Below are 25,194 nucleotides of genomic sequence, written 5' to 3'. Positions count from 1 at the left end.
CACATTTACTGTTTACTGCCCTAATTGAGTAATATCTAATTTTATACGTTGCACAGAGTTTAAACTAACCCCACCAACAGATGCCATGGTGGTTAGATGCACAATACCGGATCTGGGAGTTGCATTTGTATTAGGTAACACTTCCACATATATTCTCCCGTCTTCTACGATAATGTGATCTTCTCCTGTATGTCCTTCCGGCATTACAGAAGAGTATAAACGAATCCACTCCTTAGGATTGTCAGTCCCCTCTTCTACCTGGCCAGTAAGACAGAAATAGTTTATTTCGCTTACTACCGGATCGGTATTATTAGTAGGCATAAACTTTAGTGTGCTTCCTCCTGCGGAAATCGCTTTTCTTTGTCTGATATGAACTTTTTTTTCCAAGTTTCCAAGTTTTAATGTTATATACGCATTTTTCTTATCATCAATTCCCTCTTCATAACCCATCAACTGGTTAGTGACTCCAACTGTTACCGGTGTTATTACCGGATTTGTTCCATTGGAAGTTACTATCGGCACTTTAAATGGCCCGCTTAACTGAAAGGCTCCTGATACTTCCAGTTTATTATCTGTTATTGTTCGAGCATCCTGAAAATCCTTTGTACAATCAGTAATCACACTAAAAGCATCATAATCCTCCATATTTTCACCACTGTAATAGGCTATAAAAACCGAGTTGCTTACACCCAAATAATAATCATTATTGGCTAGGATCTCATAAGATTCACTATCATCTACCATAATCTCAAAATCAAGATCTGTATTAGATGGCTTCGCAGTTTTTGCATCACTTACCGTATCATAGCCGGGTCCTTTAGCTCTATTAATCGTAAATGTGTATGAATGATTACGCTCTATATCCATCGCCTGCAGGCTACTATTGAGCAGTGACATCTTATAATAATAGTCTTTATTGTCATAAGTACCCTGAATAATAAGATATGTATTATTCTGCACATCGGACTCGTACATATATATAGGGAATTTCTCTGTACTCTGCACGTCGGTTGCAATCGTTTCCGCTTTTACCACAGGAAGTGAGTAAGCAGCATCATACCGATACTCTGTCAAATTGGTTGTATTATTCATTAATATCCCATCAGCATCATGCAATTTACCTTGCCGGGGCACATTCATGACAGCGGTCACTCCCTTCAAAATAAAGTTAGATGCTTTATTGACAATGACAATCTTAGCAACCACACGGGTAAGCAATAATGAACTTCCATCAGTATTGGCTATCTTCGTCGTATTGTCTATTTGATCCACTTCCAATCGATGACTCATCGGAATCGTCTCTTCATCTCCACTATACGGTACAGTAGTAAGTGGATTACTACCCAATGGTTTAGTCAGTAACTTGCTACAAGCTTCTCCATAAGTAGTCACTCCCGGAGTTAACTTGGAAAGCAAAGCTGCCTGGTTAAAATCATATCCCGTAGATGCATTTCCATAATAGAACTGATCCAACGGATTAGCAAGTATCAGTAATTGGTATTTGTTACCAGCAGGCTGCTTAGTCAATAACACATATCGCTTGTTTATCATTTCAAAAGCCTGTACAGCTTCTATAAAGGTGGCTCCCGCACCCTGTCCCTTAAAGACCAGTATCCATGGAGTTTTACCGACCTCACTTTCCAAAGCTCTGGTCGGAGGCAGAGAGTACGATTTTGCCCTGGCAAAAATCTCTATTTGCACTTTTTCTTTCAGTGCTTCCTCTTCATTCTCTTGACCTATTGTGCTTACATCATGCTCGCATCCAGCCATAAATAGAAGAAGAATCAAATAGAAAAAAATAGTTATATATCTCTTACTCTCTCTCATTACCTTTTAAACACCTCTTAAACACCTCATTCTTGGCGATACCTAATTTTATCCAAATCTCATATTGCAAATTTCGGAATATTAAAGGAGATACAAAATTGTATTCATTTCTGATACAGATAATCAGATTCCAGAAGTAAGACTATTAATGCTATTTACAATCGAAGGGATTACGCATTATAAAAGAAGAATGTTGACGGGAAGTTTTTTTTGCGATATGCGCACCATTTAAAAGAAAAGAGTTTCGTTTATTGAAACCACACTAACAAGATGTGCTAATAGTTTTTTATGTCATTTAGATATAATTCAGGCACAAATTAAGCAAGATCAACGACCATTTTATACAATAAAGCAGTCTGATAACTTGTATAATTTGTGCCTAAATGACAAAATGTTCAATTCCTGTATATATATAGCTATCAGATTATAAGGTTTTGCGTTCTGTTTCCGTAGGAGCCACCTCATCAGGAATACTGAATTCGCGATTGGCAAACAGATCGGCAAGTCCTGAAATTTGCTTCAGGCGCAACAATTCATCACGATCCATACCGATATTTTTCATAATCCATTGATCGGACATACCTGCCTTGTCAAGCTCCGCAACAATGTTGCACATCAATTCAATGTTATGCATTCCGCGGGCACGGTTGTGCCGGATTGTTGAACTCATACGGTTAGACAAGTCCTTGTCTATCACCACAATCGGCAATAAGCCGTTTTCACGCTTATAGATCCGTTGGGAAGTTTTCAATACTGTATAACGATGGTAGCCATCTACCAGGATATAATTGTCCGCCTCCTTATCATAATAGCATACACAAGGCATCGTAAAACCATCTTCCCAAATAGAAAGTTCCAGCAACTTCATTTCAGGTGGTGCTACGACATTCGGATTATAATCGTTCGCATATACTTTTTCTACAGGTACTGCTTTTACTTCGTAAACAGGGCTTTTATCTACACTCATGATACTATGATTCTATATTGTTCCATAACTTGACTTCTTTTACTCATCTCCTCTTTTGTTGGCGAGAATCCCATGTATTTGCAGGCATGGTCATTCTTGAGGATACAGACACACATCCGCTTATACGTGGGTATTTCCTTAAACTCCGGAATATCAATATCATCCTGATATTCCATACGCACCGGTTTCTTCAACGTTTTGTAGTTACTGTTGTCCATAACGATAATCGGCACCTTCGCATCAATCAGCTTTTGGATAGTGGCATCACTTAGACATCCGCCCTTTGTCCGCCAGAAATTCACACTTACTGAAAGTTTCCGGAGATAATTCTTCCTCGCCCGCTCCGGCAGAGTGGACAACAAAAAATACATAAACTCGCGCCATGTATATCCTTCAGGAAGTTTCACCGACTGCCATCCCATTGCATGAGTACCACCATACATACCGGTAAAGTTCACACCGTTCACCCTTCCCACCATTTTACCCCAGGTATTGGGATCAAGCACCCGGTAAAGCTGCAAACTCTCTTGGGCCTCATTAATAAAGGGACTTGCTACACGCTGACGCTCCAGATTGACTCCGGCACGATAATAAAGATCATATAAAACATTATAATCCCACTGGAATTTTCCATTGGCAGTCCATACATCCGTTGTCTTCCAGTCATAAATAGGGTAGGCATTATAAATATCATTCCCCACTTTTGAAGTCCATCTATATTTATGATACATCTGGAATTTACGACTCATATAGATACATCTCCACCGATTGAAACTTTCCTGTGTACGAATCCCGATCAGACAACAAGTGCGCACTGCATCTTTTTTATTATGTATCCATTGCGCAAAACGCATCTGAAATTCATAATCCCACATGGTTGTATTATAAAAAGGAAAATCTTCTTTGGTCATTGCCTTTTTCGGCATGGAACGAACCCATATATTCTTTTTGCTGTCTTCCCACGGCCGCCAAAAAGATTGATACATCGAGGTGCAGGTAGCCACACGGAAAGGGATGCATACCCGGTATACATCCAAAATATCCTTATTGGCCTCCAGCATCCGGTCTACATAGTCAATAGTCATTTTATACTGGATTTCATAATCCATGTGAAAAACTCCCAAACGTATCTTCAAATTGTTCTTCCGAATATAATCGATGCACATATTCAGCAATACCCCACTGTCCTTACCTCCGGAAAATGACACATATATATTATCAAATTCATTAAATATAACTTTCAGTCGTTCTTGTGCTAGTTCATATACATTCTTTGTGCCTGCTATTTTCTTTTTCGCCATAAGCTATCTATACATTTTAACATACCGTGTCCACTTCTTGTCCATGGATACAAATTCAAACTTTTCAAATGTTTCTTTATCTTGTACCAGTGTGACCGAACTGAGTAACCAACTCTCGGGCCCGAATTCCGCAACGACGGCAGGCAACAGATGCGACAGGATTTCCTCCCGTACGGTGCCTTCTGCCTTCACATAATAATTATTGATTACAGCTTTCTTCCGGCTTTTCTGTTCCACGGGGACGAAACCCACTACCTCTTTGTCTTCAATCGCAATGAACCACACATACTCTTCGCCCGTCTTGAAAGGGTAATTATTGTTTGCGCGTATCACTTCGGGATCCATCACCATCGGCGCTAAAAGCCGATATAAATGTTTGTCTTTTCCTTTTAATCGTATTATCTGCATCATATCATTCAAAAATGGACACACAAAAATAAGGAAAAAATATCAAATTCGTCATTTCTGTTCCTAAAACATTTGTTTTTCATACTATTATCTCTATATTTCGATATTTTTGAAATCACCCATACGCCATTCCTCTTTCACGTTTAAAGTAAGTCAGTATAGTGGCAAAACTCAAATATTCCCGTCCGGGAGTATGCAACCGACTTTTAAACTGATAGCGGGCAAAGATGACTTCGCATGCCAATTTATATTTGAAATGCAATTTTAAACGGTGCTGCAAAAACTCAAACACTCGGCAGAGATATGCAAACACCTCCTCCACCCTGGCATTTGGAACCACTCGTGGCACACGATTTACATCTGCTATATGCTCCATCTCACTAAGCACATATTCCAGTTGCTCAATTTCCTCACTGGTGTTTTGCATTGTACACTTCATTTGTTCTATTTTCTCTCCCTGATGAATGTACTGTTCCCGCTTTCGTTGTAAACGATCTTTTATTATTTCTAATCCTTTCAAAATTATAAAATTTAGTTATATATAAATGGTTTGATATTACTGATTATTAACCGACAAAATTGCCATATAAAATCTAATCTCGAATGCAAATATAGAGAAGATTGTTTAAATAATTAGATTTTTATTTAAAAATATTCATACTTATTTCACATTTAAATTACCAGCATCAGAAAAACGGTTTTTCCATCCAATGAAACGAGTCTTAATTTTGCGGCGTACTAAAATATTTTAAACAATGGATAATCAATCTTTTGACTGGCTGCTTCACGGTTGCCACGTACTGTCCGAGGTGGCAGTAGCTTATTTTCCCAACTATCGGTATAGTTGTTCAGCGGTGAAAGCATTCCGCCGGACCATCAAAGAACATGCGGTATTACTGTCCCAACTCACGGAAGCGGGATTCACCCCGCATACTACAACACTCACTCCGCAGCAAATTGCCATTATTGTAAGGTTCTGGGGGATGCCTGCATTCGCATCTGAAATGATAAAAAAGAATTCATATCTCGCTGTCCCGAAAATGAAGAAAAAGATATAATGTATTTTAATACATTCTTTTCTTATTTATATATTAATGGACTAAGGGGTGGTCGATGTGCAGAAATAGCAAGTCGGCTTCCCCCTTCAGCAGGGCGTTTAAAGAGAATGCAGGAGGGCGTTCGGGAAGGTTCAAAAATATTGGCACACAATCAGCATAATCGTTACATGAGCCCAAATTATGATATTTAGCCATTCATAACCTGAAAATTGTACAGTTTAACCAGTCGGGCTACCTTCGCACCGAATTAAAACAATATAAAGCATGATTAAATCTACAGCAGAAATGCTTAAAAAGGGCTATCTTCTCTTCCCTAAAGTCTTATTCGAGGAGCAAATAAAAGTGACTAAAGGTGCAACGGGTTATTTCGATGCGTTTATTCTGGTATTAACCCATGTCAATTATAGCACTGTAGAGTGCCACGTCCACCATTACACCTTTCAATGCCGACGAGGCGAATCTGTAATCTCCATTGCCCATTGGGCAGAACTATTTGGGTGGAAACGCAGTCGCACACGGTATTTTTTCAATAAGATGTATGATGAAGGTATTATTGAAAGGGTGGTTAATCCGTATATCACTCATATCCGTATACCCGACTACGATCTGCTGGTCGGGCAGAAACGCCGCGAAAGTATCCGTGCCGAAGCTGATGGTATCACTTTCGATGCGTTTTGGGAAAAATATCATGAGATTACCCGGAAGCCTAAAACCAATATCGGCCGTGCCCGCCGGGAATGGAAAAAGCTATCTGTCAACGAACGTTGTCTTAGTCTGAATCACATTGATGCGTATTATGATAATCTAACGGATATCAAATATTGTATGCAGGCGGCTTCCTATCTGTCAAATAAAGCATTTATGGATGAATATGATTATTAGAAAAGAAAATGAGTGAAATAACAAACCCGCAGGACGTCGAACTCGAAGAAATTGTACTCGGCGCCTGCCTGCTGGAAAGTAAAGCCATCACACTGGTTGCAAGTATATTGCGACCGGAAGTGTTTTATACAGAAACGAATCGTGATATTTATGCTGCCCTACAGAGTCTGTACCATGCCGGTCAGGCCATTGATATCATGACTATAAAAGAAGAACTTGCCCGACGTGGCAAGCTTGAATCGATAGGAGGACTTTATACGCTGGTGCGCATCAGTTCACGCGTAGTGTCAAGTGCACACCTGGAATATCACGCACGGATTCTCAAACAAAAATATATTCGTCGTGAAGCAATTCTGGGATTCCACAAACTGCTCGCACTGGCAGCCGATGAAACAACTGATATAGACGATACGCTGGCAGATGCCCATACCCTCCTCGACCGGCTGGAAAATGAATGTGGTACTGCCGAACATCTCCGTTCCATGTCACAACTTATGGAGGATACCATAAAGTTGATAGAAGCCCGCGTGGCCGGCAACAAGAACGGTGTTACGGGACTACCCACAGGATTTGCCGACCTTGACCGATTGACATGCGGCTGGCAACCCGGTGAGGAGATCGTTATTGCCGCCCGTCCTGCGGTAGGTAAAACGGCATTCGCGCTGCATCTGGCACGTACTGCCGCTTCTGCCGGTTATCATATCGCTGTGTATAGTCTTGAAATGTTAGGCGAGCGTTTGGGAGATCGCTGGTTACTGGCTGCCACTACAGGAGTAAACCCTGACCATCTTCGTAGTAGGCAACTGACTCCTAGTGAACTACGGCAAGTACATGAAGCATCGACAGAACTTTCCCGTCTGCCCATCCATATTGATGACAATCCGTCCGTAAGCATGGATTACATTCGTTCTTCTGCAAAACTGCTGCAAAGCAAAGGTAAATGTGATGGAGTCATTATCGATTACCTGCAACTTTGTGACATGAAAAGCGACCAGCATAATCGAAATCGTGAGCAGGAAGTGGCACAAGCCAGTCGTAAAGCCAAAATGTTGGCAAAGGAGTTGAATATACCTGTGATACTACTTAGTCAATTAAACCGTAATGTAGAAGGACATCCGGACAACCGTCCCAACTTAAGCGATCTTCGCGAGAGTGGAGCTATCGAACAGGATGCTGATGTCGTACTAATGCTTTCCCGTCCTGCCCTCTCCGGACGTACTACAGACCGTAAGAGTACGTACCCTACCGAAGGGCTGGGCGTAATGGATATTGTCAAACATCGTAACGGGGCAACACGTGAGCTTTATTTCAGACATGATCCGAGTATGACGAAGTTGGAAGATTACGTGCCCGGAATAGATTGGATGAAAAAGAATACGACTGCTGAACCCGCAAAATAACATAGTGCTTTGTAAGGTCTAAAGCTTAGCTTTAGAGGTCGTAAAGCTATGCTTTAGGCCATGCAAAGCGCTGCTTTACGATTTCTTCTTTTTTTCATGTTTCAACTGTCCTTTTTTAACAGGTCTCAAGGTTCTCCCAATGCATCTATAATGACTCTTACTTCCAGAGGAGTGTAAGAGCGGCAGTTAGGCTGGTAGCCCAAGTCATACAAGCGTTGTAAAAGCCCCGGACATAATTGGATCCATTTCTTCATTTTTCGGTATGCAGCGATATCGGTAAGTTCGGGAGAATAAAGTGATGCAAGTTCCATACGGCCATAGGCGCGTATTGTGAATTCTTTCATGATGGATATGCTTTGATTTATATCTACAAAATTAACAAAATATTTTCACATACACAATGTTTTTTCTATGAATAACTGACTATTACCGCACATTACTTTTAACAAAAAGCGTCTGCCAAAAATTAGACAAAATTTGGTCAAATATTCCTTTTTATTAATTAAAAAGGCTACAGTTTCACAAACTACTATTGGAATTCGGTCTCTTTTCCATATATTTGCGCCCGCATTTCTGATTTTCGAATGAACCTCCTTATTCAATTTACCAAAACTAGATAAAACGAATGGAAAAAATAAACGCAGTAATTACAGGAGTCGGAGGATATGTACCCGATTACATCTTGACCAATGATGAGATTTCCAAAATGGTAGATACTACCGACGAATGGATTATGGGGCGTATTGGCATTAAGGAAAGACGTATTTTGAAAGAGGAAGGACTGGGAACTTCTTACATAGCTCGTAAAGCTGTCAAACAGTTAATAAAACGCACTCAAACAAATCCTGATGATATTGATCTGATCATTGTAGCTACAACAACCCCTGACTACCGCTTTCCTTCCACGGCTTCTATTTTATGTGAAAGACTGGAACTGAAAAGAGCTTTTGCTTTTGACATGCAAGCTGTTTGCAGCGGTTTTTTATATGCACTGGAGACTGGAGCCAATTTTATCCGTTCCGGAAATTATAAGAAAGTGGTAGTTGTAGGCGCTGAAAAGATGTCATCAATAATCAACTATACCGACCGTGCAACTTGTCCGATTTTCGGTGATGGCGGAGCAGCTGTCATGCTTGAACCTACTACTGAAGATTTAGGTATTATGGATGCCGTGTTAAGGACAGATGGTAAGGGATTGCCTTTCTTGCACATTAAAGCGGGGGGCTCTGTATGTACTCCTTCTTATTATACATTAGACAATCAAATGCATTACATCTATCAGGAAGGACGTACTGTATTCAAATATGCAGTATCCAACATGGCTGATGCCTGTGAATCTATCATTGCAAGAAACCATCTTAGCAAAGACAACATCGACTGGGTAATTCCTCATCAGGCTAATCAACGTATTATCACTGCCGTAACACAACGTTTGGAAGTTCCTGTCGAAAAGGTCATGGTCAACATCGAACGATACGGCAACACTAGTGCCGGTACTCTCCCACTCTGCCTCTGGGATTTTGAAGATAAGCTCAAAAAAGGAGATAATCTAATTCTTACTGCATTTGGAGCAGGATTTGCCTGGGGAGCCATCTATGTGAAATGGGGATATGATGGAAAAAAGAGATAGCGATAATCGCTATCTTCAAAATAAAAAATCCTCTGATTTCTAGTAAATCAGAGGATTTTTTATTTCCTAGTGCGGTGCGTACGGGACTCGAACCCGTGACCCCATGCGTGACAGGCATGTATTCTAACCAACTGAACTAACGCACCAAAATATTCACTTTAGCATCTCTCTCGATTGCGGATGCAAAGGTAGATATTTTTTTGAAACCTGCAATAGCTTCAGTATCTTTTTTCTGAAAAAGTGGGTTTATTAAGAATTATCGTGTACATTTGCAGCTACTAATAAAATAGAAAATAGAATGAAAAATACACCAATTGAACGACATCTGATTGATGAAACCATCAATGAGTTTCAAATTGTCGATTTTTCCAAAGCTACCATTCGTGAAGTGAAAGCTATTGCTTCAAAAGCAGAAGCAGCATCGGGAGTTGAATTTATTAAAATGGAAATGGGTGTTCCGGGACTTCCTCCTTCCGCAGTAGGCGTGAAAGCGGAAATTGAAGCGCTACAAAATGGCATTGCCAGTCTATATCCAGACATCAACGGATTGCCGGAACTAAAGAAAGAGGCATCCAACTTTATCAAAGCATTCATCAACGTAGATTTAAGCCCGGAGGGTTGTGTGCCTGTCACCGGTTCCATGCAAGGTACATTCGCTTCATTTCTTACTTGCAGCCAATGTGATGAAAAGAAAGATACGATTTTGTTTATCGATCCAGGGTTTCCGGTACAGAAACAGCAGTTGGTTGTAATGGGACAAAAGTTTGAAACATTTGATGTGTATGACTACCGCGGAGAAAAACTCAAAGAGAAACTGGAAAGCTATCTGAAAAAAGGAAATATATCAGCCATCATTTATTCAAACCCCAATAATCCCAGCTGGATTTGCCTGAAAGAGGAAGAATTACGGATTATCGGCGAATTGGCAACACAATATGATGTGATTGTTCTGGAGGATTTGGCTTATTTTGCCATGGACTTTCGCCAAGATTTAAGCAAGCCGTATCAACCTCCTTTCCAGCCATCGGTTGCCCATTATACAAACAATTACGTATTGCTGATTTCCGGCTCGAAAGCATTCAGCTACGCCGGGCAACGTATTGGTGTAAGCTGTATCTCTGATAAACTATACCACCGAAGCTATCCGGGACTGACCAAACGATATGGTGGCGGAACTTTCGGAACGGTTTTCATTCACCGTGTACTTTATGCACTTTCTTCCGGAACTAGTCATTCTGCACAGTTCGCCATGGCGGCCATGCTGAAAGCAGCGAATGAAGGACAATATAATTTCCTCAACGAAGTGAAGATATATGGCGAAAGGGCACAGAAATTAAAAGAAATCTTCCTCCATCACGGTTTCCATCTGGTATATGACAACGATCTGGGCGATCCGATTGCAGACGGATTTTATTTCACCATCGGATATCCGGGAATGACCAGTGGCGAACTCGCGAAAGAATTGATGTACTACGGAGTAAGCGCTATCTCGTTAGTGACCACAGGAAGCCATCAGGAAGGATTGCGCGCGTGTACCTCTTTTATTAAAGACCATCAATACGCACAACTGGATGAAAGAATGAAACTATTCGCTGAAAATCATCCGACAGCGTGATTATTTGACATCAGATATTCATAAAAGCCATTCTTAAAATGAAAAAAAACGGAAAGAACGATTGTTTTTCCGTTTTTTTTATTACTTTAGTGGCATGAATATCGACTATGACATATTTAAGATTCAATCGAATAATATGTTACCATCAAGAGGAAGGATTTTAATATCCGAACCTTTTCTGCGTGACGCAACGTTTGGCAGATCCGTAATTTTACTGGTCGATCACACGGACGAAGGAAGTATGGGATTGGTTATCAACAAGCAACTGCCACTACTCCTCAATGATATCATCATGGAATTTAAATATCTGGATGAGATTCCTCTATATAAAGGTGGACCTATTGCCACTGATACCTTATTTTATCTCCACACATTATCTGACATTCCAGGGTCTATTTCTATCAGTAAAGGGCTTTATCTGAATGGAGATTTTGATGAAATAAAGAAATACATATTACAAGGGAATAAAATCAGTGAATGCATTCGTTTCTTCTTGGGATATTCCGGTTGGGATAGCGAACAGTTGAGCAACGAAATCAGAGAAAACACTTGGTTGGTGTCCGAGGAAGAGAAATCATATCTGATGAAAAACAATATTAAAGATATGTGGCGGAAAGCTTTAGAGAAGTTAGGCAGCAAGTATGAAACGTGGTCACGTTTCCCACAAGTGCCTACTCTCAATTAATATCTCATTTCTTAGGATTCAAACATTGGAGAAGCAATGCATCTTTGTAACAACCCTCCACCTGCAACCAGTTTTTTAATAATCCGCATTGAACGAAACCACAAGAGGTGAACAGTTTTACACATACTTCATTATCCGTCATGACATGTGCATAGAGTTGACTTAAAGACAGAAAATCAAAAGCGTATTCACAAAGCAATTTCAATGCATCAGTAGCATAACCTTGTTGCCGATACTCCTTATGGACGGCAATCCCTACTTCTCCCCGCGAATGAAGGGGTACAAAATCTGTTATATCAATTGTACCGAGTATGCACTGGTCAGATTTGCGTACAATCATCAGCCGCAATTGCTTATCGGCAAACACATCGCACTGTGAGCCTTCGATGTATTGACGAAGCACATAACGGGAATAAGGGACCGTAAAGTTGCTAATATCCCACATGGAAGGGTCATTTTCCATCTCGTACATAATGTCCATATCTTCCGGTTCTACTGCACGAAGATAAATACGTTCGTTCATTAAGAAAGACTGTCTCATAGTTTCTCGTCTTTTGCTATGTGAAGCTCATTACGTAATCTTTTCTCACTGGGAAGACAGAAAAGTGATGCCGTCAGACCGATCAGCATACAAAGATTACCCGTACTGCTTAATGTCAGATAGTAACACAAAAGATTCACTACAATAGCTACTTCAAGCACTCCCAAACGAACAATGTTCCATTGCACATATCGCTTCAAAGCAAGCGTGATGGTCATATGATCTATCTTCTTTTTAAGCACCAGGCTAAACAATTTGAGAGAAAGAGGTACACACAAAGCTGTAAGCAAAATGCCGATTGTCTCAAAATAGTAGATAGCTTGTGCATTATCTACCAAACCTCCTACGGGAAAGAGTTCAAACTCTCCTGCCCCAAGCAAAAAAGCCGGGAGCACCCAAAAGAAAACATAACTAATATTCAAATTTCTAACAGCTCGTTTTATCTGTTCTTCCATGTTCGTTCTTAAATAATTAATAATGATTATACTGTTCCGGTAAAAAGTGTCCGGTTTACAATGCTGCGTCCCAAAGTTACTTCATCGGCATATTCAAGTTCATCGCCAACTGATATACCACGGGCTATGACACTAAGTTTCACGCCCAGCTTATCTAACTTGCGATAGATATAGAAATTGGTAGTATCACCCTCCATCGTGGTGCTTAAAGCCAGAATGACCTCTTTAATTCCACCTTCAGCCACCCGCTGCACCAGACTTTCAATCTGAAGGTCACTCGGTCCGACTCCGTCCATTGGAGAAATGACTCCTCCTAAGACATGATAAAGTCCGCGGTACTGCTGTGTTGCTTCCACTGCCATTACGTCACGAATATTTTCCACTACACAAACAGTGGAAGCATCCCGTTGCGAATTAGCACAGATCTGGCAAGTTTCAGTATCGGATATATTATGACACACTTTGCAATACTTCACCTCACGTTTCAAAGTAATGATAGAATTCCCGAAAGCTTCCACAGTAGCCGTATCCTGACGGAGCAGATGCAGTACAAGCCTCATAGCTGTCTTACGCCCGATACCCGGAAGTTTGGAAAATTCGCCGACTGCCTTTTCAAGCAGTATAGAAGGATATTGTTGGTTCATAGATAATAATTGCTGTTCTATCGATAAAACCTTGCAAAGATACAGATTATTGTTTTTAATACCTACAAAAATTGCTACCTTTGCATCTGTTATGATGATACTTGTCACTATTATTTGCTACTTTGCGGTATTACTACTAATAGCCCGTATCACCGGACGCAAGGGCGGATCGAATGCAGCGTTCTTTAAGGGAGAGAACCAATCACCTTGGTATATAGTCTCTTTCGGAATGATTGGCGCCTCTATCTCCGGAGTCACTTTTGTTTCTGTACCGGGAATGGTGCGCGGAATGGATATGACTTACATGCAAACGGTACTCGGATTTTTTTTCGGATACATGGTTGTGGCTCACGTCTTACTTCCTCTATATTATAAGCTAAATCTGACAAGTATCTACGGGTATATCGGCACCCGTATCGGATTGCGTGCTTATCGCACAAGTTCTTTTTTCTTTCTACTGTCACGCATGCTCGGAACCGCAGCCAAACTTTATCTGGTCTGCCTCATTCTACATACTTATGTATTTCAGGAAATGCACATCCCCTTTTGGCTGATTGCTGTCGGCTCTGTCACACTGGTATGGATCTATACTCATAAAAGCGGGATAAAGACCATCGTGTGGACAGATACCTTACAAACATTTTGCCTGATTGCCGCCCTGATCTTTATCATCTATTTTACGATCCAAAGATTAGACCTTGATTTCAGCGGTATTGTCCAAACAATCCAAAGTAGTGAACATAGCCGTATTTTTGTATTTGACGACTGGGTATCGCGGCAAAACTTCTTCAAACAGTTCTTCAGCGGTATCTTCATCGTTATCGTGATGACCGGACTGGATCAGGATATGATGCAAAAGAACCTTTCCTGTCGGAACCTCCGGGAAGCACAAAAAAATATGTATTGCTACGGCTTCTCGTTCATTCCATTAAATTTTCTTTTTCTATGCCTGGGAATTCTATTGATAACGCTAGCGGGACAAATGCAGCTCGAACTACCGGCTATGAATGATGATATACTACCCATGTTTGCAGCGCAAGGTTATCTGGGACAATCCGTATTGATACTCTTTACAATCGGTATTATCGCAGCAGCTTTCAGCAACTCGGATTCCGCTCTGACTGCAATGACAACCAGCGTATGTGTAGACCTGCTGAATACCGAAAAAGACACAGAAGAGGTAGCGCGTCGCAAAAGGAATAAGGTACATTTACTGCTATCAATCTTATTGGCATTTTTCATTTGCCTGGTAGAAATGCTCAACAACAAAAGCGTAATTGACGCCATATATATCATCGCCTCCTACACGTATGGTCCCCTACTCGGAATGTTCGCTTTCGGGCTCTTTACCCGAAGACAAACAAATGACCGGTGGGTCCCTCTGATAGCCATCCTATCACCACTACTCTGTTATCTTGCCGACTGGTGGATTGGAAAAGAAACCGGATATAAATTCGGCTATGAATTGCTAATGTTAAATGGAACGCTTACCTTTGCGGGCTTAATGTTGATGTCTAAAAAGGAGCTACAAAGAAATAAATGACAAGAAGATGGAAATAACAAGTGCTGAATTTGTGATTAGTAATACGGACGTGAGAAAATGCCCGGCCGGAATTTTCCCGGAATATGCCTTTATAGGCCGTTCAAATGTGGGTAAATCAAGTCTTATCAATATGCTGACTAACCGTAAAGGACTGGCTATGACTTCCGCCACTCCGGGAAAAACGATGTTAATCAACCACTTCTTTATCAATAAGAACTGGTACCTCGTCGACCTTCCGGGATATGGCTATGCCCGGCGCGGACAAAAAGGAAAAGACCAGATACGTACCATAATCGAAGATTACATCCTGGAACGGGAGCAAATGACCAATCTCTTCGTCCTGATAGACAGTCGGCTGGAACCTCAAAAAATAGACCTGGAGTTTATGGAATGGCTGGGCGAGAATGGTATTCCCTTCTCTATCATCTTTACCAAAGCCGACAAGCTCAAAGGTGGACGTTTAAAAATAAATATCAATGCTTACTTACGTGAGTTGAGTAAACAATGGGAAGAGCTCCCGCCTTACTTCGTTTCTTCCTCGGAAGACCGTATGGGGCGTACAGACATACTCAACTACATCGAAAACATAAACAAGGATCTCAATATTAAATGAAAAAAGAATGAAAATGAAAAAGAGTTTTTTATCAATTGCCTTTATGGCAGCATTTATGCTAATGGCGACTAACAGCCAGGCACAATCATGGTCAGATTTATTAAATAAGGACAACATTTCAAAGGTAGTGAATGCCATAACAGGAAATACCGAATCTATCGATATGACCGGAACATGGAACTACAAAGGTTCGGCTGTAGAATTCGAATCGGACAACTTGCTGATGAAAGCAGGAGGAGCGGCCGCAGCTACTATGGCTGAAAACAAACTGAACGAGCAATTAAGCAAAATAGGTATTAAAGACGGTCAGATGAGCTTCACCTTCAATGCCGACAGCACTTTCACCAGCACAGTGGGTAAAAAAACATTGAAAGGAACTTATTCCTACAACGCTTCAACCAAACAAGTAGACCTGAAATACCTGAAACTGCTGAATCTACATGCAAAAGTTAATTGCAGCTCCAGTTCACTGGAGTTACTGTTCAACTCGGACAAGCTACTGAAACTGATGGCTTTCATCGGTAGCAAAAGCAACAGTACCGCACTAAAAACAGTTAGTTCACTCGCTGAAAATTACGACGGAATGATGTTGGGATTCCAACTCTCAAAATAGCAAAAGAGAGCCGTTTAATACTATTTCGCACTCTATAAAGTATATTTTAGGGGAAAAAGCATTATCTTTGGCATTTGTAATCAAAAAGAGAAGGAAAAATGAAAAAGATACTTTTTTTAATGACCCTGTTAGTAATGGGTGTAAGTTTTGCATTTGCGCAAACAAATGCAGATATCAAGTTTGACAAAACAACTCACGATTTCGGTAAGTTTTCAGAAAATAGTCCGGTTGTCAGTTGCACATTTACCTTTACTAATATCGGTGATGCTCCTTTGGTAATCCATCAAGCTGTAGCCTCATGCGGATGTACAGTACCCGAATATACAAAAGAGCCCATCATGCCGGGCAAAAAGGGAACAATCAAGGTGACTTATAACGGAACAGGCAAATATCCGGGACATTTCAAAAAATCAATCACCTTGCGTACCAATGCCAAAACAGAGATGGTAAGATTGTATATCGAGGGCGATATGACAGCAAAAGATGCAAAGTAGGAAAAAATAGACTATTACATAAAGGAGAATCTTTCGGTTCTCCTTTTTTTTTGTTTACTTTGAGGACGGAAATGTAAATTGACACATTAGCAAATTATAAAAACTATGAAACAAGAAGAAGACAAATTCACCGGGTTACCCGAGAATGCGTTCAGAGAGTTGAAACCCGGGGAAGTGTACAACCCGTTGATGGGTCCCTCAAAAAATTATCCGGAAGTTAATATCTGGTCAGTTGCATGGGGTATTGCCATGGCAATCCTATTTTCAGCCGCCGCTGCCTATCTGGGGTTGAAGGTCGGACAGGTATTTGAAGCCGCTATTCCGATTGCAATCATTGCCGTAGGAGTTTCCGGAGCCGCAAAAAGAAAAAATGCGTTGGGAGAAAATGTTATTATCCAGTCTATCGGAGCTTGTTCCGGTGTCATTGTTGCCGGAGCGATCTTTACCCTCCCCGCTCTTTATATTCTTCAAGCCAAATATCCCGAAATGACGGTTACTTTCATGCAGGTATTCATCAGCTCCTTACTGGGTGGTGTATTGGGTATCCTGTTCCTGATTCCTTTCCGAAAATATTTTGTTAGTGATATGCATGGAAAATATCCTTTTCCGGAAGCAACGGCTACTACACAAGTGCTGATCTCCGGAGAAAAAGGAGGCAGCCAGGCTAAACCGTTATTGATGGCAGGTATGATCGGTGGATTATATGACTTCATCGTAGCTACATTCGGATGGTGGAACGAAAACTTCACCACCCGTGTTTGCAGTGCCGGAGAAATGCTCGCAGAAAAGGCAAAGTTAGTATTCAAGGTAAATACCGGTGCTGCTGTACTCGGTTTGGGATATATCGTCGGACTGAAATATGCTTCCATCATTTGTGCCGGTTCATTGGCTGTATGGTGGATTATCATTCCGGGAATGTCCGCTATCTGGGGCGACAGTGTATTGAATGCCTGGAACCCGGAAGTTACATCTACCGTAGGAATGATGAGTCCGGAAGAGATATTCAAATATTATGCCAAGAGCATCGGTATCGGTGGTATTGCTATGGCAGGTGTGATTGGTATTATCCGCTCCTGGAGCATCATCAAAAGTGCTGTCGGACTGGCTGCTAAAGAGATGGGTGGCAAAGGAAATGTGGAGAAAAACATTATCCGCACGCAACGGGATCTTTCAATGAAGATTATCGCTATCGGTTCGATCATCACATTGATACTAATCGTATTATTCTTCTACCTCGACGTTATGCAAGGAAATCTGTTGCATACATTGGTAGCTATCGTTTTAGTTGCAGGTATCTCTTTCCTGTTTACCACAGTAGCCGCTAATGCTATTGCCATTGTAGGTACTAACCCGGTTTCAGGAATGACATTGATGACACTGATTTTGGCTTCCGTAGTAATGGTAGCTGTCGGTCTGAAAGGTCCTTCGGGTATGGTTGCCGCATTGGTGATGGGTGGCGTGGTATGTACTGCACTGTCAATGGCAGGAGGTTTCATCACCGACTTGAAGATTGGGTACTGGCTCGGAAGTACACCCGCCAAACAGGAAACCTGGAAGTTTCTAGGAACTATCGTATCAGCTGCAACAGTAGGCGGTGTAATGATTATCCTGAATAAGACATACGGATTTACAAGTGGCGCACTGGCTGCTCCACAAGCCAATGCAATGGCAGCCGTTATCGAACCGTTGATGAGTGGTGTAGGCGCACCCTGGTTGTTATATGGCATCGGCGCTGTCTTAGCGATTATTCTGACTCTTTGTAAAATTCCTGCATTAGCTTTCGCACTGGGTATGTTTATTCCATTGGAACTGAACGTACCGTTGGTAGTGGGTGGAGCTGTTAATTGGTTTGTGACAACCCGTAGCAAAGATGCAACTCTGAATACGGAAAGAGGGGAAAAAGGAACCTTGTTGGCATCCGGTTTCATTGCCGGAGGTGCATTGATGGGAGTAATCAGTGCTGCAATGCGCTTTGGCGGAATCAATCTGGTCAATGAAGCATGGTTGAACAATACTTGGTCTGAAGTGTTGGCATTAGGAGCATATGCATTATTGATTCTTTACTTTATAAAGGCTTCAATGAAAGTTAAATAATTAATTATGAGGAGACTATTATCCATCATAGTATCGCTTATAACTGCAATAACATTTGCACAACAGCCCGTTGAGCTACCTTTGTGGCCCGACGGTGCTCCCAACTCCAGTGGATTAACCGGAGAAGAGCAGGAAGTACGCCCTCATTTTGTCACAAATATCACATACCCCACTATGACGGTCTACCATCCGGAAAAGCCAAATGGAATGGCCATTATCATGTGCCCCGGAGGCGGTTATCGTCGACTTGGTATGGATGGAGAAGGGTATGATATGGCTCCCTGGTTTTGCGGACAAGGTATCACCTATATTGTGTTAAAATACCGGATGCCGAACGGACATTGCGAAGTCCCCATATCAGATGCCGAACAAGCAATTCGTATAGTACGGCAGCATGCCAAGGAATGGAATGTCAATCCGCATAAGGTAGGAATAATGGGCGCTTCTGCAGGGGGACATTTAGCTTCTACAATCGCCACTCATTATAATTCGGAAACACGTCCGGATTTTCAGATATTACTTTATCCGGTGGTCACGATGATGCAAGTCACCCGGGGAAATACAAGAGAGGCATTGCTCGGTAAGAATCCCACGATGGAACAGATACAGAAATTCTCTGCCGAACTGCAAGTAACTCCCGATACTCCGCAAGCATTTATAGCTCTTACCTCCGACGATCCTTCCGTACCACCTTACCACGGAGTAAACTATTACCTTGCTTTACAAAAAAACAAAGTTCCGGCCACTCTCCATGTCTATCCTACCGGAGGACATGGCTGGGGATTTCAGGACCATTTTAAATATAAGCAACAATGGACACAAGAATTGGAGAAATGGTTGCGTGATGGCGTTGTATTCCCGGAAGATTCGGAACCTATGTTACGAATCGGGAAATCTTACCTGGGAACCAAATATGTGGCCAACACATTAGACCAAGATGAAAAAGAAGCGCTAGTGATTCGGACTGATGCAGTAGATTGTCTCACTTTTGTAGAATATACACTTGCACAGGCACTCGGTTCTTCCTTTGCTGACAATCTGCAAAAAATACGCTATCGGGATGGCATCATCAACGGATATCCTTCCCGGTTGCATTACACTTCTGAATGGATTGAAAACGGCGTTCGCCACGGATTCCTCACAGATATTACTGCCAAGAACAGTGTACATACTAAGAAATTAGCTCTTTCATATATGTCCGCTCACCCCCGGCAATACAAAAAAATGGCTGATTCGCCGGAAAATGTACTACAAATGGCCGAACATGAAAAAGCAATCTCCGGAAAAGTTGTACATTGGCTGCCGAAAAGCGAACTGCCGGAAGCCGGATTGCCCTGGATCATGAATGGAGATATTATTGCCATTACAACGAAGGTGTCCGGATTGGATATAGCTCATGTGGGAATAGCAGCATATAGACTTGGAAAACTGCATCTGCTACACGCTTCTTCTACATTGGGAAAAGTAGTTGTCAGCGATGAACCTCTCAATCACATGCTAAACAACAATAAATCGTGGACAGGCATACGTGTTGTCCGGATGTCTCACTCTAAAAATAACTGATTATGAAACGAGTAAAACATTTCCTTCTCGTCTCGTGCTTATTCCCCACTTTGCTGGGAGCACAAGAAATGGCAAACGCCTACTTTCTGGAACTTACTCCGGACGCCCAATCGGCAGGTATGGCAGGTACAGGATTAGCTACCACCGATAACGGTAGTACAGCTATCTTTCATAATGCTTCTACCATCGCTTTCTCACAGGAAGTAATGGGTGCGAGTTATTCATACGCTAATATCAACAAAGACTATGCGCTACATAGTGCCTCCCTTTTCTATCGGATCGGAAGGGAAGGCATACATGGATTTGCTATAGGTTTCCGGCATTTCAAAGATCCCAAAGTCTTTGATTACCGTCCGCATATATGGGATCTGGAAGCTGCCTATTTCAGAAATATAGCCAAGAATCTATCGATGTCATTAACGTTCAGATACCTGCAAGCCAAAGCCGCAGAAGGTGCGGACACCAAGAATAGTGTTTGTCTGGACTTCGGTGCGACTTACTATCGCAGCATGGCTCTGTTGGATGAAATGGCTTCCTGGAGCATTGGTTTCCAAGCTGCCAACTTAGGCAAAAAACTGGATGGACAGAAGCTACCCGCCAGATTAGGCTTAGGAGGTACGATCGACCTGCCATTCAGTATAGAAAATCGTTTGCAGGTTGCGCTCGACTTCAATTACCTGCTTCCTTCTGAAATCCGTCATTTACAGGCCGGTGTAGGAGCCGAATATAACTTCCTGAAATATGGAGTTGTCCGTGCAGGATACCATTTTGGAGACAAAGACAAAGGAATAGGTAACTACGGCACTTTAGGCTGCGGAATCAACTTCTGGCCGATACGTGCAGACTTCTCTTATGCTTTGGCTGATAAGGATTGCTTTATGCACCGCACCTGGCAGCTGGGAGTTGGAATAGTTTTCTAAGCTCATCTTCGAGGCGTTGCTTCACTTCGTCCATCGGCACATCGTGCTTTAATTCCTGACGAAGAGAAGTGACGCCTTTATCTATAAATCCACAAGGGTGGATATAGCTGAAATAACGTAAATCCGTATTCACATTCAAAGCCAGTCCGTGCATAGTGACAAAGTGACTGCTCCTCACTCCGATAGCACAAATCTTACGTGCACGGGGCGTATCACCCTCCAGCCACACTCCTGTCGCTTTCTCTAAACGTCCGGCTTCAATGCCATAAGAAGCACATACGCGAATCACCGCTTCTTCCAACAGATGAACGTACTCTTTCAATCCTAACTGAAATTCTTCAAGATTCAGTATCGGATAGCATACCAGTTGTCCGGGACCATGATAAGTAATATCCCCTCCCCGATCAATATGATAAAGAGTAGCGTCAATCGCTTTCAGCTGTTCATCACTCAACAGCATATTATTTTCTTTCCCGCTACGCCCTAATGTATAAACATGGGGATGCTCGCACATTACGACACGATTTTCATAACTCCCGCCCTGAACTTTTGCCCGGACAATATCATCAAACCATTCTGTCTGCCGTTGCCATGCTTCGGCATATGGGATTAAATTCCAATCAATAAAAACTGTTTTCATAAAAACAAAGGTAAGAAATAAAAAGAAAATGTGTACATTTGTTGGCCTAATATAACAAACACAACTATGAAAATGGACTTTCCACAGGTAGACTTGCCTACCGAAGTATTAGCATGGACGAATGTTACGGAAGACATTCTCAATATTTATAAGCAATCTTGTCGGTTGCAGGCATGTATTGTTGCCATCTGCACCGAAGGTTCGATGAAAGCCTCCATCAATCTGCTTGATTATGAAATTCGTCCTAATGACCTGATAACATTGTTACCGGGAACAATCATCCAGTTTCGGGAGAGAACAGAAAAAGTATGTCTTTGCTTTGCCGGTTTCTCTGCCTATTGTGCCGGACGAATCAATCTGATGAAGAATATTGGTAATGCATATCCCAAACTGATAGAGCAACCGGTGGTTCCTCTTAATGAAGAAGTAGCCAGTTATCTGAAAGACTATTTTGCTCTATTATCACGGGCTAGTTGCAATGAGAACTTCGAAATGGATTCCGAATTGGTTGAGTTATCCCTTCAGACTATCCTGACAAGTATACGACTGATATATCATAAATTTCCGGGTGAGAACAGCAGTTCAAACCGCAAAAAGGAAATCTGCCGGGAATTGATTCAAGCCATCACCGAGAATTATAAGAATGAACGTCGTGCACAATTCTACGCCGATAAACTCGGAATATCTCTTCAGCATCTAAGCACAACTGTGAGACAAGTGACAGGTAAAAGTGTATTGGACACCATTGCTTATATTGTAATCATGGATGCCAAAGCGAAACTGAAAGGCACTAATATGACTATCCAAGAAATAGCTTATTCTCTAAACTTCCCCAGTGCCTCATTCTTTGGTAAATATTTTAGGCGGTATGTAGGAATGACGCCATTGGAATTCAGAAACAGATAATTCTTATGAAGAGCGATAGAGGATAAAATTATAACAGCGAATTGCAAAAAAAACGAACGGTGAACAAATTGCGCATGATCCGCAAAGTATTCACCGTTTATTATTTACTTACAGTTTGTTTTCTTTTTACAGTCGCTTACTCATTTTCTTCCCAAGCTCAATGAGTTGAGCACTACACTCACACTGGAGAAGGCCATTGCAGCACTTGCCAACATCGGATTCAATAACAAATCATTCAATGGGAACAAGATACCGGCAGCAATAGGAATGCCGATCAGATTATAAATAAACGCCCAGAAAAGATTCTGATGAATCAGTTTGACCGTCTGCTTTGACAGCTGAAAAGCTTTAGGAAGCAGCAATAAATCCGATGTCATCAAAGTTACCATAGCTACGTCCATAGCAATATCAGTTCCTTTCCCCATGGCGATGCTGACGTCAGCCAGTGCCAAAGCCTGCGAATCATTGATACCATCTCCTACCATAGCGACTTTCTTTCCCTGCATTTGAAGCTCACGCACAAATTCGGCTTTATCGTCCGGCAGAGCGTCAGCGACAAAACGTTCGATTCCTAAACGGGAAGAAACAGCTAATGCCGTCCGCTGCCCGTCACCCGTCAACATACAAATGTCAATACCTTGACGTTTCAGTTCTTTCACTGCTTCGGCTGAAGTAGCTTTTATCGGGTCAGAAACAGCAATGATAGCCAATAACTCGTTTTCGCATCCAAAGTAGATAATACCATTGCCATCCGATTCATAGCGAACCAGCATTTCAGCCATCACATCATTTACTGTCGCACTGAAATCTTTTAGGAGTTTATGACTACCTACCCAGTAGGTATGTCCCTCATAAGAGACTTTGATTCCTTTTCCCGTAATACTTTCGAAACTGTCCAATGCAGCAGGTTTTATCTTCTCCTCATCCTGAAGTGCAGAAACGATAGCACCGGCAAGCGGATGCTCCGATTTCATTTCCGCAGCTAAAAGCACATCTTTGAAATGAGGTTCCTGCGATTGTGCCCATAACCATCCGGTAGCAGTAGGGTGTCCTTCAGTCAATGTTCCGGTTTTATCCAGTACAACGACATCCACTTTACGCATTTGTTCCAAAGCTACCGCGTCTTTAATCAGAATATGCTGACTGGCAGCTTTGCCTATTCCCACCATCAATGCAGTAGGCGTAGCAAGTCCCAAAGCACACGGACAAGCAATAACAAGGACAGAAACAGCCGACAGAATACCATAAGAGATATATTCACTACCACCGATAGCAACCCATAAAACAAATGTCAGGATAGCAATGCCCAATACGACAGGTACAAAAATTCCAGTAATACGATCGACGATACGTTGCACGGGAGCTTTGCTACCCTGTGCTTCCTGCACCATGGAAATGATGCGGGCAAGCACCGTTTCACTACCTACCTGTGTGGCATGTATAATAAACGAGCCACGCTGGTTGATCGTTCCTGCCAAAACTTTATCGCCTTTCTTCTTTTCTACCGGAACCGGTTCACCACTAATCATACTTTCGTCAACATACGAATCGCCTTCGGAAAGCTGACCGTCCACAGGTATCTGTTCTCCCGGGCGTACAACGACCATATCACCTATCTGGAGGTTCTCGATCAAAATCTCCTCTTCCACTCCATTGCGCAGAACCCAGGCAACTTTAGGCTGCATTCCCATCAACTTGCGAATAGCAGTCGAGGTATTTCCTTTAGCACGCTCCTCCATCAATTTTCCGGTAAGAACGAAAGCGATAATCACCGCAGAAGCCTCATAATAGACGTGCGGTTCCAATCCACGAGCATACCAAAATTCGGGGAAGAAAGTATTGAACAGACTGAACAGAAAAGCAATGGAAGTACTAAGTGCAACCAGTGTATCCATATTGCTCCGTCCCAGTTTAGCCTGTTTCCAAGCTCCGGTAAAGAAACCACCTCCGAAAAAGACCATGACAGGGATAGCAAGTACCATTTGAATCTCATTAGAGTAGGGTACATGCATCAGTATCATGGAAAATACCAGCAACGGTACTACCAAAATCCAAGCCCCAATCACCTTCCACTTCAAACGAGTGTAACGCTTATGCTGCTCCTCTTCCCGGCGTTCCTCCTTGTGGGCTTCTTCCACAATCAGATCATAACCTGCCGCAAGCACAGCCGCACGGATTTCCCCGGGAGTCAGCTGGTCTTTCTCATAAGAAACGGTCAATGTATTGGTAGCAAAATTAACGGAAGCCTCAATGACTCCCGGCAATTTTTTCACTGTTTTTTCTACATTATTGGCACATCCTGCACAATGCATATTAAGCACAGGAAATGCCTTTTTTATTGTGTTACCCATATAATTATTATTTACGGTCTTCCCTTCCTCCCGGAAAGGAGTCG

General features: G+C 42.0%; 25 protein-coding genes and 1 tRNA gene. 14 read left to right on the top strand and 12 right to left on the bottom strand.

Going from position 1 to position 25,194, the window contains the following annotated elements; translation table 11 throughout:
- Nucleotides 1–12 precede the first annotated feature (12 nt).
- The 5 genes from H8796_RS17280 to H8796_RS17260 all read right to left on the bottom strand — a co-directional run bounded on the left by H8796_RS17280 (nt 13) and on the right by H8796_RS17260 (nt 5,026).
- The gene (locus H8796_RS17280) at nt 13–1,827 is read right to left on the bottom strand and encodes a DUF4906 domain-containing protein (protein WP_117933185.1); all 1,815 of its coding nucleotides are present in this window, start codon (nt 1,825–1,827) and stop codon (nt 13–15) included.
- 424 nt (nt 1,828–2,251) lie between these two features.
- Complete coding sequence (locus H8796_RS17275; RefSeq protein ID WP_008999484.1) at nt 2,252–2,794, bottom strand: ParB/RepB/Spo0J family partition protein; 543 nt, start codon at nt 2,792–2,794, stop codon at nt 2,252–2,254.
- Nucleotides 2,791–4,095 carry a DUF3440 domain-containing protein gene (locus H8796_RS17270; RefSeq protein ID WP_008999483.1) on the bottom strand — a complete coding sequence of 435 codons (1,305 nt, stop codon included), beginning with the start codon at nt 4,093–4,095 and terminating at the stop codon, nt 2,791–2,793. Before H8796_RS17270 ends, H8796_RS17275 begins: the two co-directional genes overlap by 4 nt.
- 3 nt (nt 4,096–4,098) lie before the next feature.
- Nucleotides 4,099–4,506: a hypothetical protein gene (locus H8796_RS17265; protein WP_117933183.1), complete on the bottom strand. Its 408-nt coding sequence runs from the start codon at nt 4,504–4,506 to the stop codon at nt 4,099–4,101.
- Nucleotides 4,507–4,618: 112 nt separating this feature from the next.
- Nucleotides 4,619–5,026, bottom strand: a complete 408-nt coding sequence (locus H8796_RS17260) for a hypothetical protein (protein ID WP_117933181.1) — start codon at nt 5,024–5,026, stop codon at nt 4,619–4,621.
- A 232-nt stretch (nt 5,027–5,258) separates the two neighbouring features.
- Here H8796_RS17260 and H8796_RS17255 point away from each other — a divergent pair, with 232 nt between their 5' ends.
- From H8796_RS17255 to dnaB, 3 genes are all read left to right on the top strand, one after another.
- Nucleotides 5,259–5,561: a DUF4248 domain-containing protein gene (locus tag H8796_RS17255; protein ID WP_117933179.1), complete on the top strand. Its 303-nt coding sequence runs from the start codon at nt 5,259–5,261 to the stop codon at nt 5,559–5,561.
- Nucleotides 5,562–5,825: 264 nt separating this feature from the next.
- On the top strand, nt 5,826–6,443 hold the full coding sequence (locus tag H8796_RS17250) for a hypothetical protein (RefSeq protein ID WP_117933175.1): 618 nt from the start codon (nt 5,826–5,828) through the stop codon (nt 6,441–6,443).
- A gap of 8 nt (nt 6,444–6,451) precedes the next feature.
- On the top strand, nt 6,452–7,843 hold the full coding sequence (gene dnaB / locus H8796_RS17245; protein WP_117933173.1) for a replicative DNA helicase: 1,392 nt from the start codon (nt 6,452–6,454) through the stop codon (nt 7,841–7,843).
- A gap of 125 nt (nt 7,844–7,968) precedes the next feature.
- On the opposite strand, the gene H8796_RS17240 is transcribed toward dnaB, so the two are convergent.
- On the bottom strand, nt 7,969–8,187 hold the full coding sequence (locus H8796_RS17240) for a DUF4248 domain-containing protein (RefSeq protein ID WP_117933171.1): 219 nt from the start codon (nt 8,185–8,187) through the stop codon (nt 7,969–7,971).
- Nucleotides 8,188–8,468: 281 nt separating this feature from the next.
- Here H8796_RS17240 and H8796_RS17235 point away from each other — a divergent pair, with 281 nt between their 5' ends.
- Nucleotides 8,469–9,473 carry a beta-ketoacyl-ACP synthase III gene (locus H8796_RS17235; protein WP_117933169.1) on the top strand — a complete coding sequence of 335 codons (1,005 nt, stop codon included), beginning with the start codon at nt 8,469–8,471 and terminating at the stop codon, nt 9,471–9,473.
- Between the two features lie 72 nt (nt 9,474–9,545).
- Here the strand turns inward: H8796_RS17235 and H8796_RS17230 are convergent.
- Nucleotides 9,546–9,619: transfer RNA gene (locus H8796_RS17230), tRNA-Asp, on the bottom strand.
- Nucleotides 9,620–9,771: 152 nt separating this feature from the next.
- On the opposite strand from H8796_RS17230, the gene H8796_RS17225 reads away from it, so the two are divergent.
- Nucleotides 9,772–11,088: a pyridoxal phosphate-dependent aminotransferase gene (locus H8796_RS17225; protein WP_117933167.1), complete on the top strand. Its 1,317-nt coding sequence runs from the start codon at nt 9,772–9,774 to the stop codon at nt 11,086–11,088.
- A gap of 94 nt (nt 11,089–11,182) precedes the next feature.
- Nucleotides 11,183–11,773: a YqgE/AlgH family protein gene (locus H8796_RS17220; protein WP_117933236.1), complete on the top strand. Its 591-nt coding sequence runs from the start codon at nt 11,183–11,185 to the stop codon at nt 11,771–11,773.
- A 4-nt stretch (nt 11,774–11,777) separates the two neighbouring features.
- On the opposite strand, the gene H8796_RS17215 is transcribed toward H8796_RS17220, so the two are convergent.
- From H8796_RS17215 to recR, 3 genes are read right to left on the bottom strand one after another with little or no spacing between them, the layout of a single operon-like run.
- Nucleotides 11,778–12,314 carry a GNAT family N-acetyltransferase gene (locus H8796_RS17215; protein WP_117933166.1) on the bottom strand — a complete coding sequence of 179 codons (537 nt, stop codon included), beginning with the start codon at nt 12,312–12,314 and terminating at the stop codon, nt 11,778–11,780.
- Nucleotides 12,311–12,769 carry a hypothetical protein gene (locus tag H8796_RS17210; RefSeq protein WP_008999423.1) on the bottom strand — a complete coding sequence of 153 codons (459 nt, stop codon included), beginning with the start codon at nt 12,767–12,769 and terminating at the stop codon, nt 12,311–12,313. Before H8796_RS17210 ends, H8796_RS17215 begins: the two co-directional genes overlap by 4 nt.
- 26 nt (nt 12,770–12,795) lie before the next feature.
- A complete protein-coding gene (recR, locus tag H8796_RS17205; protein ID WP_117933234.1) occupies nt 12,796–13,413 on the bottom strand; it encodes a recombination mediator RecR in 618 nt (205 codons plus the stop codon).
- Between the two features lie 91 nt (nt 13,414–13,504).
- Here recR and H8796_RS17200 point away from each other — a divergent pair, with 91 nt between their 5' ends.
- From H8796_RS17200 to H8796_RS17170, 7 genes are all read left to right on the top strand, one after another.
- On the top strand, nt 13,505–14,956 hold the full coding sequence (locus H8796_RS17200; RefSeq protein WP_117933164.1) for a sodium:solute symporter: 1,452 nt from the start codon (nt 13,505–13,507) through the stop codon (nt 14,954–14,956).
- Between the two features lie 7 nt (nt 14,957–14,963).
- Nucleotides 14,964–15,569, top strand: a complete 606-nt coding sequence (gene yihA, locus H8796_RS17195) for a ribosome biogenesis GTP-binding protein YihA/YsxC (RefSeq protein ID WP_117933162.1) — start codon at nt 14,964–14,966, stop codon at nt 15,567–15,569.
- A 13-nt stretch (nt 15,570–15,582) separates the two neighbouring features.
- Entirely contained in the window at nt 15,583–16,182 is a 600-nt protein-coding gene (locus H8796_RS17190; RefSeq protein ID WP_117933232.1) for a DUF4923 family protein, read from the top strand.
- 98 nt (nt 16,183–16,280) lie between these two features.
- Nucleotides 16,281–16,676, top strand: coding sequence for a DUF1573 domain-containing protein (locus tag H8796_RS17185; RefSeq protein ID WP_004300420.1), 396 nt, complete (start codon nt 16,281–16,283; stop codon nt 16,674–16,676).
- A 105-nt stretch (nt 16,677–16,781) separates the two neighbouring features.
- Nucleotides 16,782–18,770 (top strand): OPT family oligopeptide transporter, encoded by a 1,989-nt coding sequence (locus H8796_RS17180; protein ID WP_117933160.1) that lies wholly within the window; start codon nt 16,782–16,784, stop codon nt 18,768–18,770.
- A 6-nt stretch (nt 18,771–18,776) separates the two neighbouring features.
- Nucleotides 18,777–20,333: an N-acetylmuramoyl-L-alanine amidase-like domain-containing protein gene (locus tag H8796_RS17175; RefSeq protein WP_117933158.1), complete on the top strand. Its 1,557-nt coding sequence runs from the start codon at nt 18,777–18,779 to the stop codon at nt 20,331–20,333.
- 2 nt (nt 20,334–20,335) lie between these two features.
- Complete coding sequence (locus tag H8796_RS17170; protein ID WP_117933156.1) at nt 20,336–21,253, top strand: PorV/PorQ family protein; 918 nt, start codon at nt 20,336–20,338, stop codon at nt 21,251–21,253.
- On the opposite strand, the gene lipB is transcribed toward H8796_RS17170, so the two are convergent.
- On the bottom strand, nt 21,210–21,893 hold the full coding sequence (gene lipB, locus H8796_RS17165; RefSeq protein ID WP_117933154.1) for a lipoyl(octanoyl) transferase LipB: 684 nt from the start codon (nt 21,891–21,893) through the stop codon (nt 21,210–21,212). The two genes, H8796_RS17170 and lipB, sit on opposite strands and share 44 nt — an antisense overlap.
- Nucleotides 21,894–21,959: 66 nt before the next feature.
- On the opposite strand from lipB, the gene H8796_RS17160 reads away from it, so the two are divergent.
- Entirely contained in the window at nt 21,960–22,799 is an 840-nt protein-coding gene (locus H8796_RS17160; protein WP_008999414.1) for a helix-turn-helix domain-containing protein, read from the top strand.
- Nucleotides 22,800–22,939: 140 nt separating this feature from the next.
- Here the strand turns inward: H8796_RS17160 and H8796_RS17155 are convergent, their stop codons facing one another.
- Nucleotides 22,940–25,150 carry a cation-translocating P-type ATPase gene (locus H8796_RS17155; protein WP_117933152.1) on the bottom strand — a complete coding sequence of 737 codons (2,211 nt, stop codon included), beginning with the start codon at nt 25,148–25,150 and terminating at the stop codon, nt 22,940–22,942.
- Between the last annotated feature and the right edge of the window lie 44 nt (nt 25,151–25,194).

Source organism: Bacteroides sp. M10 (assembly GCF_014334015.1).
In the GTDB taxonomy this organism is placed as follows: domain Bacteria; phylum Bacteroidota; class Bacteroidia; order Bacteroidales; family Bacteroidaceae; genus Bacteroides; species Bacteroides intestinigallinarum.
The sequence above is the reverse complement of the archived record's forward strand: the minus strand, read 5'-3'. Positions and strand labels throughout refer to the sequence as shown.

Coding starts and splice junctions, on each gene's coding strand:
- H8796_RS17190 (WP_117933232.1), top strand. CDS start 15,583: ATGAAAAAGAGTTTTTTATCAATTGCCTTTATGGCAGCATTTATGCTA.
- H8796_RS17200 (WP_117933164.1), top strand. CDS start 13,505: ATGATGATACTTGTCACTATTATTTGCTACTTTGCGGTATTACTACTA.
- H8796_RS17250 (WP_117933175.1), top strand. CDS start 5,826: ATGATTAAATCTACAGCAGAAATGCTTAAAAAGGGCTATCTTCTCTTC.
- H8796_RS17220 (WP_117933236.1), top strand. CDS start 11,183: ATGAATATCGACTATGACATATTTAAGATTCAATCGAATAATATGTTA.
- H8796_RS17240 (WP_117933171.1), bottom strand. CDS start 8,187: ATGAAAGAATTCACAATACGCGCCTATGGCCGTATGGAACTTGCATCA.
- H8796_RS17210 (WP_008999423.1), bottom strand. CDS start 12,769: ATGGAAGAACAGATAAAACGAGCTGTTAGAAATTTGAATATTAGTTAT.
- H8796_RS17170 (WP_117933156.1), top strand. CDS start 20,336: ATGAAACGAGTAAAACATTTCCTTCTCGTCTCGTGCTTATTCCCCACT.
- H8796_RS17180 (WP_117933160.1), top strand. CDS start 16,782: ATGAAACAAGAAGAAGACAAATTCACCGGGTTACCCGAGAATGCGTTC.
- lipB (WP_117933154.1), bottom strand. CDS start 21,893: ATGAAAACAGTTTTTATTGATTGGAATTTAATCCCATATGCCGAAGCA.
- H8796_RS17160 (WP_008999414.1), top strand. CDS start 21,960: ATGAAAATGGACTTTCCACAGGTAGACTTGCCTACCGAAGTATTAGCA.
- recR (WP_117933234.1), bottom strand. CDS start 13,413: ATGAACCAACAATATCCTTCTATACTGCTTGAAAAGGCAGTCGGCGAA.
- H8796_RS17280 (WP_117933185.1), bottom strand. CDS start 1,827: ATGAGAGAGAGTAAGAGATATATAACTATTTTTTTCTATTTGATTCTT.
- H8796_RS17235 (WP_117933169.1), top strand. CDS start 8,469: ATGGAAAAAATAAACGCAGTAATTACAGGAGTCGGAGGATATGTACCC.
- yihA (WP_117933162.1), top strand. CDS start 14,964: ATGGAAATAACAAGTGCTGAATTTGTGATTAGTAATACGGACGTGAGA.
- H8796_RS17275 (WP_008999484.1), bottom strand. CDS start 2,794: ATGAGTGTAGATAAAAGCCCTGTTTACGAAGTAAAAGCAGTACCTGTA.
- dnaB (WP_117933173.1), top strand. CDS start 6,452: ATGAGTGAAATAACAAACCCGCAGGACGTCGAACTCGAAGAAATTGTA.
- H8796_RS17185 (WP_004300420.1), top strand. CDS start 16,281: ATGAAAAAGATACTTTTTTTAATGACCCTGTTAGTAATGGGTGTAAGT.
- H8796_RS17255 (WP_117933179.1), top strand. CDS start 5,259: ATGGATAATCAATCTTTTGACTGGCTGCTTCACGGTTGCCACGTACTG.
- H8796_RS17225 (WP_117933167.1), top strand. CDS start 9,772: ATGAAAAATACACCAATTGAACGACATCTGATTGATGAAACCATCAAT.
- H8796_RS17270 (WP_008999483.1), bottom strand. CDS start 4,095: ATGGCGAAAAAGAAAATAGCAGGCACAAAGAATGTATATGAACTAGCA.
- H8796_RS17265 (WP_117933183.1), bottom strand. CDS start 4,506: ATGATGCAGATAATACGATTAAAAGGAAAAGACAAACATTTATATCGG.
- H8796_RS17155 (WP_117933152.1), bottom strand. CDS start 25,150: ATGGGTAACACAATAAAAAAGGCATTTCCTGTGCTTAATATGCATTGT.
- H8796_RS17175 (WP_117933158.1), top strand. CDS start 18,777: ATGAGGAGACTATTATCCATCATAGTATCGCTTATAACTGCAATAACA.
- H8796_RS17215 (WP_117933166.1), bottom strand. CDS start 12,314: ATGAGACAGTCTTTCTTAATGAACGAACGTATTTATCTTCGTGCAGTA.